The 16,582-nt window shown below is 64.2% G+C and carries 14 protein-coding genes; 6 read left to right on the forward strand and 8 right to left on the reverse strand.

Features of this window, described 5'->3' with window-relative positions; translation table 11 throughout:
- Positions 1 to 85: 85 nt before the first annotated feature.
- Both CH295_RS11200 and CH295_RS11205 read left to right on the forward strand, forming a co-directional pair.
- Entirely contained in the window at positions 86 to 886 is an 801-nt protein-coding gene (locus tag CH295_RS11200; RefSeq protein ID WP_037187486.1) for an alpha/beta fold hydrolase, read from the forward strand.
- Positions 883 to 2,031 (forward strand): PP2C family protein-serine/threonine phosphatase, encoded by a 1,149-nt coding sequence (locus CH295_RS11205; protein ID WP_094634065.1) that lies wholly within the window; start codon positions 883 to 885, stop codon positions 2,029 to 2,031. The genes CH295_RS11200 and CH295_RS11205 overlap by 4 nt, the downstream gene beginning before the upstream one ends.
- Here the strand turns inward: CH295_RS11205 and CH295_RS11210 are convergent.
- The 5 genes from CH295_RS11210 to CH295_RS11230 all read right to left on the reverse strand — a co-directional run bounded on the left by CH295_RS11210 (position 2,008) and on the right by CH295_RS11230 (position 6,704).
- On the reverse strand, positions 2,008 to 2,367 hold the full coding sequence (locus tag CH295_RS11210) for an STAS domain-containing protein (RefSeq protein ID WP_037187491.1): 360 nt from the start codon (positions 2,365 to 2,367) through the stop codon (positions 2,008 to 2,010). The two genes, CH295_RS11205 and CH295_RS11210, sit on opposite strands and share 24 nt — an antisense overlap.
- Positions 2,368 to 2,434: 67 nt before the next feature.
- A complete protein-coding gene (locus CH295_RS11215) occupies positions 2,435 to 3,766 on the reverse strand; it encodes an MCE family protein (RefSeq protein WP_037187493.1) in 1,332 nt (443 codons plus the stop codon).
- 131 nt (positions 3,767 to 3,897) lie between these two features.
- Positions 3,898 to 4,353, reverse strand: a complete 456-nt coding sequence (locus CH295_RS11220) for a DUF8820 family protein (RefSeq protein ID WP_094740975.1) — start codon at positions 4,351 to 4,353, stop codon at positions 3,898 to 3,900.
- A gap of 49 nt (positions 4,354 to 4,402) precedes the next feature.
- Positions 4,403 to 5,644 carry a DUF6745 domain-containing protein gene (locus CH295_RS11225; RefSeq protein ID WP_502694487.1) on the reverse strand — a complete coding sequence of 414 codons (1,242 nt, stop codon included), beginning with the start codon at positions 5,642 to 5,644 and terminating at the stop codon, positions 4,403 to 4,405.
- Between the two features lie 76 nt (positions 5,645 to 5,720).
- A complete protein-coding gene (locus CH295_RS11230; RefSeq protein WP_094634117.1) occupies positions 5,721 to 6,704 on the reverse strand; it encodes a sugar-binding transcriptional regulator in 984 nt (327 codons plus the stop codon).
- A 121-nt stretch (positions 6,705 to 6,825) separates the two neighbouring features.
- Here CH295_RS11230 and CH295_RS11235 point away from each other — a divergent pair, with 121 nt between their 5' ends.
- From CH295_RS11235 to CH295_RS11245, 3 genes are read left to right on the forward strand one after another with little or no spacing between them, the layout of a single operon-like run.
- Positions 6,826 to 7,680: an MIP/aquaporin family protein gene (locus CH295_RS11235; protein ID WP_032379865.1), complete on the forward strand. Its 855-nt coding sequence runs from the start codon at positions 6,826 to 6,828 to the stop codon at positions 7,678 to 7,680.
- Positions 7,677 to 9,194, forward strand: a complete 1,518-nt coding sequence (glpK, locus tag CH295_RS11240) for a glycerol kinase GlpK (RefSeq protein ID WP_094740719.1) — start codon at positions 7,677 to 7,679, stop codon at positions 9,192 to 9,194. The genes CH295_RS11235 and glpK overlap by 4 nt, the downstream gene beginning before the upstream one ends.
- Positions 9,191 to 10,897 carry a glycerol-3-phosphate dehydrogenase/oxidase gene (locus CH295_RS11245; protein WP_037187502.1) on the forward strand — a complete coding sequence of 569 codons (1,707 nt, stop codon included), beginning with the start codon at positions 9,191 to 9,193 and terminating at the stop codon, positions 10,895 to 10,897. The genes glpK and CH295_RS11245 overlap by 4 nt, the downstream gene beginning before the upstream one ends.
- Before the next feature lie 60 nt (positions 10,898 to 10,957).
- On the opposite strand, the gene glgX is transcribed toward CH295_RS11245, so the two are convergent.
- Positions 10,958 to 13,000, reverse strand: a complete 2,043-nt coding sequence (glgX, locus tag CH295_RS11250) for a glycogen debranching protein GlgX (RefSeq protein ID WP_094740720.1) — start codon at positions 12,998 to 13,000, stop codon at positions 10,958 to 10,960.
- A gap of 123 nt (positions 13,001 to 13,123) precedes the next feature.
- On the opposite strand from glgX, the gene CH295_RS11255 reads away from it, so the two are divergent.
- Entirely contained in the window at positions 13,124 to 15,505 is a 2,382-nt protein-coding gene (locus tag CH295_RS11255) for an ATP-binding protein (RefSeq protein WP_094740721.1), read from the forward strand.
- On the opposite strand, the gene CH295_RS11260 is transcribed toward CH295_RS11255, so the two are convergent.
- Positions 15,499 to 15,885 (reverse strand): DUF5313 family protein, encoded by a 387-nt coding sequence (locus CH295_RS11260; protein ID WP_094740722.1) that lies wholly within the window; start codon positions 15,883 to 15,885, stop codon positions 15,499 to 15,501. The genes CH295_RS11255 and CH295_RS11260 overlap by 7 nt on opposite strands.
- Positions 15,882 to 16,334: a MarR family winged helix-turn-helix transcriptional regulator gene (locus CH295_RS11265; RefSeq protein WP_094740723.1), complete on the reverse strand. Its 453-nt coding sequence runs from the start codon at positions 16,332 to 16,334 to the stop codon at positions 15,882 to 15,884. The genes CH295_RS11260 and CH295_RS11265 overlap by 4 nt, the downstream gene beginning before the upstream one ends.
- Between the last annotated feature and the right edge of the window lie 248 nt (positions 16,335 to 16,582).

The following is a 16,582-nucleotide window of genomic DNA, read 5'->3' on the forward strand; positions in this document are numbered from 1 at the left end:
AGATTCTCGTTTCTGTAGACAGAGGCCATACCCCGTCGGAGCAGTCTCACTCCCCGGCGTCGGAGGCAGATGACACACTGTGCGGGTGAGTGCGCGCATCAGGAACAACGTTCGGGTCGTCGGGGCTGCCGACGGCCCCGTGGTGATGCTCGCTCACGGGTTCGGCTGCGACCAGACTCTGTGGCGTTCGGTGACCGATATTCTGGCTCCGGATTTCTCGGTCGTGCTCTTCGATCACGTCGGGTCCGGAGCGTCGGACCCCTCGGCGTGGGATGCCGACAAGTACGCGCCGTTGGATGCCTACGCCCGCGACATCGTCGACATCGTCGAGGAACTCGATCTTCGTGACGTGACGTTCGTCGGTCACTCGGTGGCGTCGATGATGGGTGTTCTCGCGGTCCAGGCGGCTCCCGAAAGATTCAGAAAGCTCTTTCTCCTGACGCCGTCCCCCCGGTACATCGACGACGGTGACTACCGCGGTGGGTTCAGCCGTGAGGACATCGACGAGTTGCTCGAGTCGTTGGACAGCAACTATCTCGGCTGGTCCGCATCGATGGCACCGATCGTGGTGAATGCGCCGGATCGACCGGATCTCGAGAACATGTGGACGGCGAGCTTCTGCCGAACCGATCCCGAGTGCGCACGGGTGTTCGCCCGCACCACCTTCCTGTCCGACAATCGCGCTGATCTGGCCGGGGTTGCCCTGCCCACGATGATCGTCGACTGTGCGCGGGATTCGCTGGCCCCGCCTCAGGTCGGCCGATACGTTCACGAACACATCGCCGGCAGCACTCTGCAGACCCTCGACGCCAGCGGGCACTGCCCGCACGTCACCGAACCCGAGCAGACCGCCGAGGCGATTGCGACCTTCGTGAGATCGTCGTGATCAACGAGCTCGACATCGAGGACCTGTACGAGAACGCGCCCTGCGGCTATCTGTCGGTTCTTCCGGACATGCGGATCGTGAGACTGAACTCGACGCTGGCGAACTGGCTCGGCTTCGACGTCGACGCCCTGATCGGGACCGACTTCACCCAACTTCTCACCGCCGGTGGCCGGATCCACTACGAGACCCATTTCGGTCCGATTCTGCGGATGTCCGGCCAGCTCGACGGCATTGCGATCGATTTCGTGACCTCCGATCGGCGTCGGCTGCCCGTGTTCATGACCGCGAACGTCAAGACCGACGAGACGGACACGCCGGTACTGATTCGCATCACCGCGCTCGACGCCAGGGACCGTCGCACCTACGAGCGCGAGTTGCTCGAGTCCCGAACGCGAGCGGAGCTGCTGGCGAAGACACTGCAGCGGTCGCTGCTGCCGCCAGCGCTGCTGCCGCCGTCGGGAATGACCGCTGCCGCGCACTATCACGCGGCATCGAGCGACGAGGTGGGTGGAGACTTCTACGATCTGTTCCCGCTGTCGGACGATCGCTGGGGATTCTTCCTCGGCGACGTGTGCGGCAAGGGTGCGTCGGCGGCAGCCGTGACGTCGTTGACGCGGTACACCCTGCGCGCGGCTGCGGTGTACGACCACGACCCGGTCGCGGTACTGCACAACCTGGACTCGGTTCTGCGGCAGGAGTTCCGCGAGAACAATGCGCAGTTCTGCACAGCAGTGTTCGGAGTGCTCAGCCGCTCGGCCGGAGGATTCGAGGTGTCGATGGCCAGTGGCGGTCATCCGCCTCCGCTGGTGATGCGCGCCGACGGCAGCGCGCAGTACGTCCACATGACGGGTGGGCAACTGGTCGGAATTCTGCGTCACGCGCGCTTCGTGCCTGCCACCGTGACGTTGAGCGCGGGCGACACCCTGATGCTCTACACCGACGGGCTCACCGAGGCCCGGGTGGGCACAGGTCGATACGACGACGAGGGCGCGCTGCTCGAGTTCGCGAGCGCACACGCCCCGGCGACGCCCGCGATGATCGTCGAGGATCTACGGGTCCTGCTGAACAGCTTCGGCACCGGCTTGGCCGACGACGCAGCCGTGATGGCGCTTGGAGTGTCGTCAGTCGAGAGCGGCGAGGGCTGACGCCAGATCGGCGTGCAGTGCGAACTCCTGATCGAGGCCCATCAGTTTGATCGGGCGGCTGGTTGTCGGCCCGTCGGCGACGACCGAGAAGACAAGGGTGTCCCCGTGATCCTTCTGCGTCGACGCCAGCACGGTCATGGCAGCCGAGGCCAGGAACGAGACCTTGCTCAGATCGACGATCAGTGCGGCAGGTGTGGTGGAAACCTGCGCGTCGATCGCGGTCGACAGCGCGGGGGCCGTGGTGACGTCGAGTTCACCGGCGACAGCGATGACGGCCGCGCGCCCGTCGTTGCTGGACTGAATGGAAAATCCGGCGGTGTTCGTATCGGCTGGCATGTGTACTCCTGAATCGTTACCCGCCGCGCTCGTCGACGGGGCATGCGGACCATTCAATCAGTAGGTCCTAGCTGAACGTGACCTGCGTTCCTCTGAGCGCGGGAGCGCCGACCGTCGTGGTCCAGGACGGCACTGCGTCGGGCGAGATCCCCGTGGCCCCGCCGTAGACGACGGCCAGAGTCTGCTGCTCGGTGACCGAGTTCGCGTACGACGCGGGCACGGGGGAGAACTGAGGAACCGGAAGTGACGGGATGTCCTGTTCGCCGGGGTTTCTCGACGGCACCTGGTACGAGCCGTCGTTGGGGGAGCCGCCCGGGTACTGCGGGAAGTATTCGCCGGTCGAGCGGTCGAGCGAGGAGTAGCAGGTCGGCCCGCGGTCCTGCTCGAACAGTCGCGGTTCGTCCTGGTTCGGTAGGTACCGACCCTTCGGGTTGACGAACGGCATCGAGACGTTGATGCCGGGGTACTCGTCGCCTTCGCCCAGCAGGATCTTCCCGCGCCTGGCACCCTCGGCGAACTGGCCGACGGTGCACCCGAGAGCCGGGGAGAACTCGGCGAACACCTCGAGTGCTTCGCGGGAATTGGCGGCCAGCCCGATGAGATCGGCAGAGTTGGCATCGAGGAAATCCGCGGTCGTGCTCGAGGCCGACGTGATCGAGGAGTACAGCGTTTCGAGGGCCGGCCGCTTCTCGACGACGGTGTTGCCGGTGGTCCGTAGGTTGTCCAACGCGTTGATCAACTCGGGAGCCGCATCGGAGTAGGTCTGCGAGAAGTCGGCGAGCCCGCGCAGGTCTTCCTGGATTGCGGGCAATTCGGTGTTGAGCCCGGCAAAGATGTTTTCGAGTCTGTCGATCGTGAGGCCGAGTTTCTCACCGCGACCGCTCAGACCCTGTGCGAGTGCGCCGAGGGTGTTCGACAGGTCCTCCGGCGGCACTGCCTGGAGCAGCGGCAACAGGCCGTCGAGCACCTGTCCGACCTCGATCGCGTTGCCGCTGCGATCCTGCTTCAACACCGTGCCCTCGGTGATCGGCGACCCGGGCCTACCGTCCGGCAGAACCAACGCGACGTACCGTTCGCCGAACAGTGTCTTCGGCAGCAGTCGCGCCGTGGCGTTCGACGGAATCATCTCGGCCATGTCCGGCTCGATGGCCAACTCCGAGGTGACGACGCCACCGGCCGTCGTCGCCGATCGCACTTCGCCGACGATCATTCCCCGAACCTTGACGTCGGCGTTGCTGGGAAGTGCGTTGCCGACGGAATCGGTCTCGAGGGATACCGTCACGACGTCCTTGAACGTCTTGTTGTACGAGGTGACGCTCCACCCGACGAACATGACGATGAGTACGACGAGACCGATTCCGAGGAGTCGGTTCTGGACCGGCGAGGGGGAGCCGGTCATGGATGAGTCGCAACGACGACAGCAGTCATGTCGCGAACCTTAGTGGTACACAACGTCACACTTACTACCGAAGATTGGTTTGTGAGATGGACCTAGCACTTCGGCAATAATGTGATGTGCGCCATACCGTGTCAGTCGGCAATCAGCCGGGGGGAATGGAACCAGCCGCCCTGCCCACCTTCACGCTGACGGCCGATGACGTATCGACCCGGAGCAATTCCGGTGGCTCCGTGTTCGGGGTGAATGAGGTACGCCGTCTGGGAGTTGGTCAGGATGCCCAGAGCAAGGCCCCGGACGTCGTGAACGGGACTCGCCCACGAGCACCATCCGCCGTCGGCGACCAGGCTGTGCGGGTTGCCGCCTGCGGCGCTGCGCAGTAGTTCGATTCCCGTCAGTGGCACGTCCTCGCGCCGGGTCTGTTCGGTGGGGACGACTATGCCGTCGAGCAGTGCGTACGGTACGACGATCAGATCGCCTTGAGCTTGCAGGCCGTCGATGACGGGCACGGATATCTCCTTGTCGAGATAGTCGAAAACGTCGAGACCGGTGAGGTCGGTCAGTGCGGACAGGGTGATGTTCGAGTTCATGTGTTTCACCTTGGGTGTGTTGAAAGGGGTGTGGTGTCGAGATGTGGTGTCAGGTTCTGCGGAGTAGTCGGCCGTAGTCGGCTCCGGCCAGACCGTAGGTCCAGCCCGCGGCGTCGACCGCGGACGAGAACGCGCCGGGGACGCGAAGCCCGTAGCGACGGCGTTCGCCGTCCCGTTCGCGAGAGCCGTTGACGGCGAGCAGTATTCGCCCCTCGTCGCCCCAGCCTGCGGGTGTGGCGAACAGTTGCAGGGTGCAACCGGGATTGCCCGGATCGTCGTCGGTGTCGACCAGTCGCAAACCGGCTCGGTCCAGATAGGTGTCCCAGCCCATTCGTTCGATGGCGCTGCGTCGGATCTCGACGTTGCGTTCGACGGTGATGCGCTCGACCGTCGGATCGTGGATCACCCACTTGGGAACCACGGTCCCGTTCAGGACGTGGACACCGCTGCCGTCGACGAACTCGACCGCTGGAGAGGACGAATTGTGCAGTCGCACTTCACCGTGCACCGGATCGGGAATCGGTTCGGTGTGCAGAGCCGTCGGCCGTTCGGACATCACTGCGATGTCGTCGAACGCCCACCACCATCCCGTCGATTCGACGAGGGCCGATTGAACGTCGAGAAGTTCGTTGTCCTCGCGCCCGAATGTCATGAGTCCGAAGGAGCGATAGATGTCGTAGTAAGCGACGCGATGGGCTTCCTGTTGGCCGTACCAGGTGATGCTGCCGAAGGGGTGCGGCGCGAGGGATCGGACGGCCGCGGCTGCGCCGTCGAAGAGGCTGGTGTGCAACGAGTTCCGCACGGTTCGGCGGATGATCGGATCGGGACTGATGCCGGCCCGGGCAGCGTCCTCCGGACTTCGGGTGGCGACGGTGACACGCGCTTCTCGATCGCCCCGCACATTCGGATTCTGGTGGAAATACCACCGCGGCCATTCGATTCTTCGTCGGTCGATTCGCTGGTCCATCCGGTGTCGGGAATCGGACAGAACGGTTGCGATCCGGGCTGCCACACTTGCATTCTTCGCCAATGTCCTGGCGTTGATCAATGCTGCTGCGGCTGCAGGAGAGGGCACCCAGGCGAACTTCGGTTCCTGGTATCCGGATCGCCGATACAGTTGTGCCACAGCTGATTCCGCGGCTGTTCTGTCGGAGGGGCCGGCCTTCAGGCCGTAGTCGAGCCATCGATCGCGCTGCGCGCAGACCGCACGAATGCTCTCGGCATAATCATCGGGATTGTCACTGAATGTGCCTCGACGGGGAAATGTCGACGGCATCGGCACGGCGCTCACGTGAGGGAGGCGGTGTCCGCCTTTCCGGTTGTCATGAAGAAAAGAGTGACACGAGAATGGGATGAGCGCAAGAGGGTCAGCCGCGCGAGCGGAGGATCAACTGGGCCGCACTGATGTCGTCGATGACGAGGTCGGTGATCAATCCGCCGCGCAGCGCGGCGGTGAGGGCGTCGAGTTTGGACGCTCCTGCGACGATGCAGACTCGGCGCGGTACCACCTTGAGTCGGTCCAGGCTCGGTCCACTCGATCTGTCGTTCAATGCAATTCGATCGTGGCTGCCGTCGGACCGCAGGAACACGGTGGCGATGTCTCCGACGACGCCGTCGCGTTGGAGTTCGGCTCTGTCCTCGCGTTCGAGGTAGCCGGCGCTGTAGACGTGACTCGGAACCGCGCCGCTCATGACGCCGATGCTGAACACGGCGAGGTTCATCCGATCCTGCAGTTCGAGTACTCGCTTGATGCTGCGTTCGCGCCACAGGTGTCTGCGGGTTTCGGGGTAGTCGAAGAATGCGGGCACCGGAAATCCCTGCGCCACAGCACCGTAGGCGTCGGCGAAGGTTCGGACGATGTCGGTGGCGTAGGAGACGCCGGTGGTGCGGGTGTTCGCTGCACCGTTGAGCTGCACGACGGTCGAGTTGTGGGTTCGTTTGGGTGCGAGCTTGCGACTGACGGCGCTGACGGTGGTTCCCCAGGCGACGCCCATCACCATGTCGGACTCGAAGAACGATGTCAGCAATCGGCCTGCGAAGGTGGCGACGCGATCGAGGCGCTGCAGTTCGTCGACGGTTTCCGACACGGGGACGACATGTGCACGAATGTCGTACAGATCGGCGAATGCGCGCTCGATTCGTGGTGCCTGGCCGAGGGGGGTGGAGATCTTGATTTCCACCAGTCCTGATGCCCGCGCGAACGTGATGAGTCGCGAGACTGTCGACCGAGATACGCCCAGCTCACGGCCGATCGCCGCCATCGTCATGTCCTGGAAGTAGTAGAGGCGCGCCGCCTGGGTGGCATGGCCGGTCCGCAGATCCGATTCGGGCGCACTGCGTTGGTCCGTCACCATCGCAGTATACGACCGCTTTGCACATATGTGCATCAGCTGTGCAACGCAGTGCAGGCCGTCTACCGTGGCAAACAGCACGCAATGTGGCGTGCATCACCAACTTTGCGGAGGCTACACAATGGCTCGTAAGGAACCGGAATGGGGACTGCCGGCGCACATGGCTGCCGAGTTCGCCGGAACCATGATTCTCATTCTGTTCGGCGTCGGCGTCGTCGCGCAGGTCGTTTCGGGGGGTGAATCGGGAAGTCTCGGAGACCACGACTCGATCGCCTGGGCATGGGGGCTGGGCGTGATGTTCGGCATCTACGTCGCGGGCCGTATCACCGGCGCACACCTCAACCCCGCGGTCACGATCACGTTCGCACTCTTCCGCGGATTCAGCTGGAAGATGGTTGCGCCCTACATCCTCGCGCAGACCGCAGGGGCCTTCGTGGCCGCGCTGCTGGTGCGCTGGAACTACAACGACATGATCAACGCAGTGGACCCCGGGCACACCACCGCCACCCAGACGATCTTCTCGACGCTTCCCGGAAACGGAACGTTGCCCGTCAGCGTGTCCTCGGCACTGATCGATCAGATCATCGGCACCGCGATCCTGCTGTTCCTCATTGTGGCCGTGACCGATTCGCTCGGCACCGCACCGATGGCCAACATGGCTCCACTGATCGTCGGCCTCATCGTCGTCGCCATCGGCTTCGCATGGGCCACCAACGCCGGATACGCGATCAACCCGGCCCGAGATTTCGGACCTCGCCTGGCGTCGTACATCACCGGTTACGGTGGAGCCTGGCGTGATCAATACGGCGGCCTGTACTTCTGGGTCCCGATCGTCGGACCTCTCGTAGGCGGACCGATAGGAGTGTTCCTGTACGACCTGCTCATCGGAAAGAACCTACGCAAACAAGAAGGTTCGACGCCCGAGCCGCCATCACGACTCCCAGCAGACACCCAGACCACAGGAGAGAAGCCATGACCGAGTTCGCAGGAAAGTACGTCGCCGCGATCGATCAGGGAACCACGTCTTCACGCTGCATGATCTTCGATCACGCGGGCACCGTCGTCGCGGTCGATCAGAAGGAACACCAGCAGATCTTTCCGCAGGCCGGTTGGGTCGAGCACGACGCGTCGGAGATCTGGGACAACGTGCGCGCCGTCGCGGCCGGTGCCATGGCCGCAGCGGATCTGACGCGTGAGGACATCGCCGCAGTCGGTATCACCAACCAGCGTGAGACTGCGCTGGTGTGGGATCGCAAGACGGGCAAGCCGATCTACAACGCCATCGTCTGGCAGGACACCCGTACCGATCGCATCGCCACCGCCCTCGGCGGCGGCGACGCCAACAAGTACACCGCCAAGACCGGCCTGCCCCTGGCCACCTACTTCTCCGGGCCGAAGATCAAGTGGATCCTCGACAACGTCGACGGTGCACGGGCCAAAGCCGAAGCGGGAGAGCTGTGTTTCGGCAACATGGACACCTGGGTGCTGTGGAACATGACCGGCGGGGTCGACGGCGGGTTGCACTACACCGATCCGACCAATGCCTCGCGCACCTTGCTGATGGACCTGGACACCCTGCAGTGGGACGAGAACATTTGCGCGGACATGGACATCCCGATGTCGATGATGCCCGAGATCCGCTCGAGCTCCGAGGTGTACGGCACCGGCCGTGAGCGCGGACCGTTCAGTGGAGTGCCGATCGCCGGCATCCTCGGCGATCAGCAGGCAGCGACCTTCGGGCAGGCCTGCCTGTCTCCCGGGGAAGCCAAGAACACCTACGGCACAGGCAATTTCGTGCTTCTCAACACCGGTACCGAAAAGGTCATGAGCAAGAACGGCTTGCTGACCACGGTCTGCTACAAGATCGGCGACCAGCCGACGGTGTACGCACTCGAAGGTTCCATCGCCGTGACGGGCTCGCTCGTGCAGTGGCTCCGCGACAACCTGGGCATGATCTCCTCGGCCGCGGACATCGAGACCGACGCACGGTCGGTGGACGACAACGGCGGCGCGTACTTCGTGCCCGCATTCTCCGGACTCTTCGCCCCGCACTGGCGCTCGGACGCCCGCGGTGCCATCGTGGGATTGACGCGGTTCGTCAACAAGGGGCATCTGGCCCGTGCCGTCCTCGAAGCCACCGCGTACCAGACGCGTGAGGTGATCGAGGCCATGAACGCCGACTCCGGTGTCGATCTCGAGGTACTCAAGGTCGACGGCGGCATGGTCGTCAACGAGCTGCTGATGCAGTTCCAGTCCGACATCCTGAATGTCGACGTGGTGCGTCCCGTCGTGGCCGAAACCACCGCTCTCGGAGCGGCGTACGCGGCAGGCCTCGCCGTCGGATACTGGGCGAGCGAGGACGACATTCGTCAGAACTGGGCCGAGGACAAGACATGGACTCCGTCCATGGACGAAGACCAGCGGGCGAAGCTCTACGCCGGCTGGAAGAAGGCAGTAACACGTACTCTCGATTGGGTTGATGAAGAATGAGTTCCACCACAACGGCTTTGAGTCCACAGTCGCGCGCAGATGCGCTGGCGAGGATGGAAGCCGAAGAGCTCGACATCCTGGTGATCGGCGGCGGCGTCGTCGGCGCGGGAACAGCGTTGGACGCAGTGACCCGCGGATTGAAGGTGGGCCTGCTCGAAGCGCGGGACTACGCGGCCGGCACGTCCAGTCGCTCGAGCAAGCTGTTCCACGGCGGTCTGCGCTACCTCGAGCAGTTCAACTTCGCGTTGGTGTTCGAGGCGCTGAAGGAGCGTTCGCTGGTACTGAACAAGCTGTGCCCGCACCTCGCTCGCCCGGTGCCGTTCATCTATCCGCTCGAGAAGGTGATCGACCGTCCGTACGTCGGTCTCGGCATCGGCGTGTACGACGTCATGGGTGCCGGACGCGGTGTCCCGAGTCATCACAAGCATCTCGGCAAGAAGAAGACGCTCGAGTCCTTCCCGTCCGGTAAGCGTTCGGCGATCCGCGGTGCGGTGAAGTTCTACGAGGGTCAGGTCGACGACGCGCGGCACACGATGATGCTTGCTCGTACCGCGGCTGCCTACGGTGCGTTGTGCGCCAACAGCACTCGCGTCACGGGGTTCCTGCGGGAGGACGACAAGGTCGTCGGCGTCGTGGCGAGCGACCTCGAGACGGGCCGGTCCTTCGAGGTCCGGGCCAAGCAGGTCATCAACGCCGCGGGTGTCTGGACCGACGAGGTGCAGCAGATGGTCGGTGGGCGTGGACAATTCCAGGTCCGCGCCTCCAAGGGCGTGCACCTGGTGGTGCCGCGCAATCGCATCAACAGTGCCACCGGCATCATCACGCGTACCGAGAAGAGTCTGCTGTTCGTCATTCCCTGGGGCAGTCACTGGATCATCGGTACCACCGATACCGACTGGAAGCTCGACCTGGCTCATCCGGCCGCGAGCCAGAGCGACATCGACTACATCCTGGGCCACGTGAACAAGTTGCTCGCCGATCCGCTGGATCGCACGGACGTCGTCGGCGTGTACGCGGGATTGCGTCCGTTGCTGTTCGGCGAATCCGATTCCACCAGCACTCTTTCGCGCGAGCATGCGGTGTCCAGCCCGGTACGCGGACTGACCGTCATCGCCGGTGGCAAGTACACCACCTACCGCGTGATGGCCAAGGATGCAGTCGATTCCGCGGTGCACGGGCTCGAGCGGACGGTACCGAAGTGCGTCACCGAGGACATTCCTCTCGTCGGTGCCGACGGTTACCTCGGTGCGTTCAACTCCCGCGCGCTGACGGCCGAACGCACCGGGATGCGCGTCTCACGCGTCGAGCATCTGCTCGGTCGGTACGGCACTCTGATGGGTGAGTTGTTGGATCTCATCGACGCCGATCCCGAGCTCGGTAAGCCTCTCGAGAATGCACCGGAGTACCTGAAGGCCGAGGCCGTCTATGCCGCGAGTCATGAAGGCGCGCGGCACCTCGAGGATATTCTGACGCGTCGTACGCGCATCTCCATCGAGGTTCCCGATCGCGGGGAGGCAGCGGCCGAGGAAGTGGCGCATCTCGTCGCACCGATCCTCGGGTGGGACGCTCAGCACGTCGCCGAGGAGATCGAGCACTACCGGCTTCGTGTTCTCGCAGAACGGGATTCGCAGGAGCAGCCCGATGACGACACTGCCGATGCAGCACGGCTCGGGGCACCGGACGTGCGCGCCGGGGTGAGCTGAACCGAGTAATGGCGGCGGTCCTCGTGAAGAGGGCCGCCGCCATCGCTTGTCGGTACCGGGTCAGCCCTGCAGCAACGTGAACGAATGCTCTCGGATCAGGATGGACGGGCCGCCGGCCTCGTAGGCCTGGTCCGGGTCACTCGAGGTCGACTGAGTCCACGTGCCCTTCGGCAGGGTGAATTCCACGGTCCCGGGTGAGGCGTTGACCATCCACGCGAACGACGCATCTCCCTCGCCTGCGCGCATCAACACCAGGATGCTGTGCGCATTACCGTCCGACCAATCCTCGTCGGACAGCTTCTCGCCGTCGGCGCGGTAGAAGTCGACGGTGTCCGGGCCGGCTCCCTCTTCCTCGGAATCGCTGTCGTGGCGGAACCAGGTGGGACGCAGGGCCGGGTGCTCGGTGCGGAGCGCGATGAGATGGGTGGTGAAGTCGATGAGGTCCTGATCGGCTGTGCTCCAGTCGAACCAGGAGACCTCGTTGTCCTGGCAGTAGGCGTTGTTGTTGCCGTTCTGCGTTCGGCCGAGCTCGTCGCCGCCGAGGATCATCGGAACTCCGGCCGAGAGCAGCAGCGTGGCCAGGTGGTTACGTTGCTGGCGGGCCCGCAGCGCGTTGACGCCCTCGTCGTCGGTCGGGCCCTCGGCTCCGCAGCCCCACGAGCGGTTGTCGGACTCGCCGTCCTGGCTGTCCTCGCCGTTCTCCTCGTTGTGCTTGTCGTCGTAGGAATTCAAGTCGGCCAACGTGAAACCGTCGTGTGCGGTGATGAAGTTGACGCTGGCCAACGTGGGTCGACGGGTGCTCTCGTAGACGTCAGGGCTGCCGGTGACGCGCTGAGCCAGTGCGGGAAGCGCACCGCCCTCGCCGCGCCAGAAGTCACGGACGTCGTCGCGGAACTTACCGTTCCACTCCGACCAGCGGGCCGGGAATCCGCCCACCTGATAGCCCTGGGTGTCCCATGGTTCGGCGATGAGCTTGACCGGGGCCAGCGTCGGGTCCTGATGCACCAGGCTCAGGAATGCGCTGTGCACGTCCAGATCCGAGTCCTGACGGGTCAATGTGCTCGCGAGGTCGAACCGGAAGCCGTCGACGTGCATTTCCGTCACCCAGTACCGCAGTGAGTCCAGGATCAGCGCCAGGGCTGCGGGATGGCCGACGTTGAGACTGTTGCCGGTACCCGTAGTGTCGTAGTACGCGCTCCGGTCGTCGTCGACCAGTCGGTAGTGCGAGCCGTTGTCGATTCCCTTGAGCGAGAGCGTCGGTCCGAGATGGTTGCCCTCGGCGGTGTGGTTGTAGACGACGTCGAGAATGACCTCGATGCCGTTCTCGTGCATGGCCTTGACCAATGCCTTGAACTCGTCCACCTGGCCGCCGGTGTCCCCGCTGCTGCTGTATTCGTTGTGCGGCGCGAAGAAGCCGATGGAGTTGTATCCCCAGTAGTTCCGCCGCCCTTCCTCGAGCAGATGCGAATCCTGGACGAACTGGTGGATCGGCAGCAACTCCACCGCGGTGACGCCGATGCGCTTGAGATGTGCGATCGCGGCGGGGTGCGCCAGGCCGGCGTACGTTCCTCGAATATCCTCGGGTACATCGGGATTGGTGGCGGTGAATCCCTTCACATGCACCTCGTAGACGACCGTCTTGTCCAAGGGCGTGCGCGGTGACTCGTCGCCGGACCAATCGAAATTCGACTGCACCGCAACGGAATACGGCATGTGAGGCCCCGAGTCCTCGTCGTTGCGGGTCTCCGGCTCGGCATGCAGATGCGAGAAGACCGACTCGTTCCAATCGACCTGACCGGTGATGGCGGTTGCATACGGGTCGAGGAGCAACTTCGCCGAGTTGTGCCGCAGCCCCGACGCGGGATCCCACGGGCCGTCGACGCGCAGTCCGTAGCGGGCACCCGGCGTGACATCGGGAACCAGATCGTGGAAGACGTGGCCGGTGAGCTGCGTCAAAGGCGTTGTACTGCGCTCTGTTCCGTCGTCGTTCAGCACGACCACGGACACCGAATCCGCTGTTTCGGAGTAGACGGCAAGGTTGGCACCGTCGGTGGACAGTTGCGAGACACCCAGGGGATACGGGAGGCTTGATGAGGAGGGCATGCTGGCCGCTGTACCCCCAGGAAGGGCGAGCGAAACGCCTGCATACCGGCCGTTCGGCTACTATCGATGCCGAGATTGCGCCCGTAGAATGTCCGCGGAACGCAGGTTACGAAGGACGAGGCGATGAATTCCCCACAACCCGACGGCAGTTCGGCCCAGCTGGACGAGCTGTTTCCGGGTGACAACGCCACCGACGCGCGTTTTCGCAAGCTGGATTGGACGGCGACCGATCTCGGACCGGTGGAGAGCTGGCCGCAGGAGTTGGTGACGGCCGTACGAACCGTCATGCCGTCGACGATCCCGATGCTGATCTGGTGGGGTCCGCAGCTGGTGCAGATCTTCAACCACACGTACACCGATTTCCTCGGGGCTAAGTTCCCGGACGCTGCGGGTCAGCGAGCCAGTGACTGTTGGTCCGAAATGTGGGACTACGTCGGCGGATTGTGCACGCAGGTGATCGATGACCGGAAGCCGGTTCACGGTGTTCGGCAGATGTTCCTGATGAATCGTCACGGCTACCCCGAGGAGACGTACTGGACCTTCTCGTACAGCCCGATCTTCGGAGCGGGCCGCACGGTACTCGGCGTGTTCGTCGCGACGACCGAGGTGACCATGCAGGTGCTCGGCGAACGCCGGATGCGTGCGCTGCTCGCCCTGGGGTCGCTGACCGGTGACGACATCGGCGGTCCCGTGGGGATCTGCCGACGTGCCGTCGAGGCATTGGGCAACGAGGCACGTGAGTTCCCCCTCGTGGCGGCCTACCTGCGCCGCGGCTTGGCCGACGACGGAGAACTCGACCACATCGCGACGTCGGGTGCGGTCGGATGCGAAGCCGCAACCTGGGACCTCGCACACGTCGTCGACGTCTCGGACGGACGGCTGATCCATTCGACCGTCGACGTCGACGGGGCCGTCACGAGCGCTGTGGTCGTTCCGTTGGCCCTGGCAGGATCGGTTCGGCCCGTCGGAGCCCTGCTGATCGGAGTCGACGAATACCTCGCTCAGGACGACTCCGTCGAGTCCTTCCTCGTTGCGGTGGCCGAGCGAGTGTCGACCGCACTGACCGCCTCGCACGCCTTCGAGATGGAGAGACGACGCGTTGCGGCACTGGCGGAGGCCGACGAAGCCAAGACGCGTCTGCTCGAGAACGTCGGACACGAGTTCCGCACTCCCTTGACCTTGCTCACTGGTCCGCTGGATGCGGTACGGGGGAGTGTGGCGTCGACGCTGACGGAGTCCGACCGAGAGTCCCTCGATGTCGTTCACCGTGCGTCGATGCGACTGCGCAGGCTCGTCGACGATCTGTTGGACGTGGTCAGCGCGGATGCCGGTCAACTCGTCGCGCATCCCGAGCCGACCGACCTCGCCGCGGTGACGCGCGATTGCGTGTCCATGTTCGCGTCGGTCGCCTCGGATCGAGGACTCGAGCTCGTCTCCGACGCAGGGGAGGACGTGGTCGTCCTGATCGACTGCGAGATGTGGTCGAAGATCGTGTTCAATCTTGTCGCGAACGCCGTGAAGTACACCCAGTCCGGTCGGATCTCCGTACGACTGAGGGGCGACACCGACACCGTTCGCCTCGTCGTGGCCGATACCGGGCTCGGCATCCCCGCCGACGATCTGCCGCGCATCTTCGAGCGGTTTCACCGCGTCGAACGATCCGGCGCTCACAGTATCGAAGGCTCCGGCATCGGGCTGGCCCTCGTATCGGACCTTCTCACCGCCCTCGGCGGGCGTATCGACGTCGACAGCGAGGTGGGCCGCGGCAGTGTCTTCACCGTTGTGGTGCCGCGCCTACCGGTGGAGGCCGCCGCAGCCGTCGACCGGCCCGCAGCCGCTGCCGATTCGGTGTCGGCGATCTTCGCCTCGTACGACTCGGCGACGGTGACCGCCGACCGAGCGGACATCCTGCTCGTCGAAGACAACGTCGATTTGCGCAACTATCTCGTGCGCCTGCTGATCGCCGAGGGCTGGTCCGTCACGACCGCGGGCGACATCGAGACCGCACTCGACAGCGCCCGATCGACTAAGCCGGGGCTCGTACTGTCCGATGTGATGCTTCCCGGTCACAGCGGTCTGGAACTGGTGGACGAGATCCGCCGCGACGACGACCTGCAGCGGGTGCCGGTGATCCTGCTGACCGCCCGAGCGGGAACCGACTTCGTGCTCGACGGCCTCGGGCGCGGTGCCGAGGACTACATCGTCAAACCGTTCCACGACCGCGAGCTGGTGGCCCGCGTTCGAGTGCACCTCGAACTGTCCCGCATGCGCGAGCAGTTGCTCGAAGAAAGCGACAACCAGGCCGCGACACTGCGCAGTGCCCTCGACACCCGTGCGGCCATCGGCCGTGCCGTCGGAATCCTGATGTCGGTGTACCGCATCGACGCCGACGCGGCCTTCGCGCAACTGACCGAACTGTCGCAGAACTCGAACCGCAAAACTCGCGACCTGGCAACCATGATCGCCGACGACTTCACCGCTGGGCTCGGCCGCGAAGGTCAGTGATTGCGGCGGTAGTTCTCGCGTTCCCGTTCGAGTTCGGCCGTCTTCTTCTCGCTCTTCAGGTCTGCCGGTAGCCCGTGGATCTCGAGGCGTCGGGCGCGGTTCTGGTCCATGTACGCCGCCGTGTAGAACAGCGCGAGCAGCAGGCTGAGCAGCACCATCGAGGCGCGTAGCCAGATCGCTCCTGGGAAGAGGACGAAGAATCCGATGAAGATCGGTAGGAACGGAATCATCGACCGCAGGATGTGACGCGGCGTTGCTCCCGGCCCGACGAGATCGCGTCGAACCCAGTCCTGCATGGAATCGGGGAGTTTGCGGCCGAGGACGGCGTAGCCCAGCCATTGGCCGAAGCGGGGACGGGTGCGGGTCGGGCGAGTGTTCACGACAGTGCTCCTGCTGCGATGGCCGCGTCGTTGACGCGGGTGAGGACGCGTCGCAGTTCGTCGAGCTCGCCGAGTGACGCGCCGAGCTTCGCCACGACGGCGGGTGGGATCTTCTCGGCCTTCTTGCGGAGCGCGGCCCCGGCCGGAGTGAGCGCGACGAGCAGAACGCGCTCGTCCTCGGCGCTTCGATTACGGGTGAGCAACCCCATCGACTCCAGACGCTTGAGAAGCGGCGAGAGGGTGGGCGAGTCGAGTTGCAGTGCCGATCCGATGGCTTTGACCGACATCGGCGACTCGCCCCACAACGCCAGCATCACCAGATACTGCGGATGCGTCAGTCCCATCGGCTCGAGCAGTGGCCGATACACCGACAGCACGGCACGGTTGGCGACGGCGAGCGCAAAGCAGACCTGGCGATCGAGCGCGAGTGGATCTTCGGTGGTCGTCACGCCGTCGAGGCTACCAGAAATACTTAGTGCACTAACAATTAGTGGACGACTTGATATCCAAACTGAGAACTCGATGCCCGAAAGATGTTGCGAAAAGGGGCAAATGCTCGTGCGGTGATGTGTTGTCAGAGTCCCGGTCGGTCCGAATCGAATGAGTTCTCGTTCGGCATTTCATCCGGTCGGTTGCTGTGCAATGCTCCATGCACTTCGCCATTTCTTTGTGACAAATCCCGCCCTGTGACAAATCT

Source organism: Rhodococcus sp. 14-2483-1-2 (assembly GCF_002259405.1).
In the GTDB taxonomy this organism is placed as follows: domain Bacteria; phylum Actinomycetota; class Actinomycetes; order Mycobacteriales; family Mycobacteriaceae; genus Rhodococcoides.

Excerpts from the sequence above, each read along its gene's own strand:
- CH295_RS11210 (WP_037187491.1), bottom strand. The coding sequence starts at position 2,367 with ATGCCAGCCGATACGAACACCGCCGGATTTTCCATTCAGTCCAGCAAC.
- CH295_RS11215 (WP_037187493.1), bottom strand. The coding sequence starts at position 3,766 with ATGACCGGCTCCCCCTCGCCGGTCCAGAACCGACTCCTCGGAATCGGT.
- CH295_RS11220 (WP_094740975.1), bottom strand. The coding sequence starts at position 4,353 with ATGAACTCGAACATCACCCTGTCCGCACTGACCGACCTCACCGGTCTC.
- CH295_RS11235 (WP_032379865.1), top strand. The coding sequence starts at position 6,826 with ATGGCTCGTAAGGAACCGGAATGGGGACTGCCGGCGCACATGGCTGCC.
- glpK (WP_094740719.1), top strand. The coding sequence starts at position 7,677 with ATGACCGAGTTCGCAGGAAAGTACGTCGCCGCGATCGATCAGGGAACC.
- CH295_RS11245 (WP_037187502.1), top strand. The coding sequence starts at position 9,191 with ATGAGTTCCACCACAACGGCTTTGAGTCCACAGTCGCGCGCAGATGCG.
- glgX (WP_094740720.1), bottom strand. The coding sequence starts at position 13,000 with ATGCCCTCCTCATCAAGCCTCCCGTATCCCCTGGGTGTCTCGCAACTG.
- CH295_RS11255 (WP_094740721.1), top strand. The coding sequence starts at position 13,124 with ATGAATTCCCCACAACCCGACGGCAGTTCGGCCCAGCTGGACGAGCTG.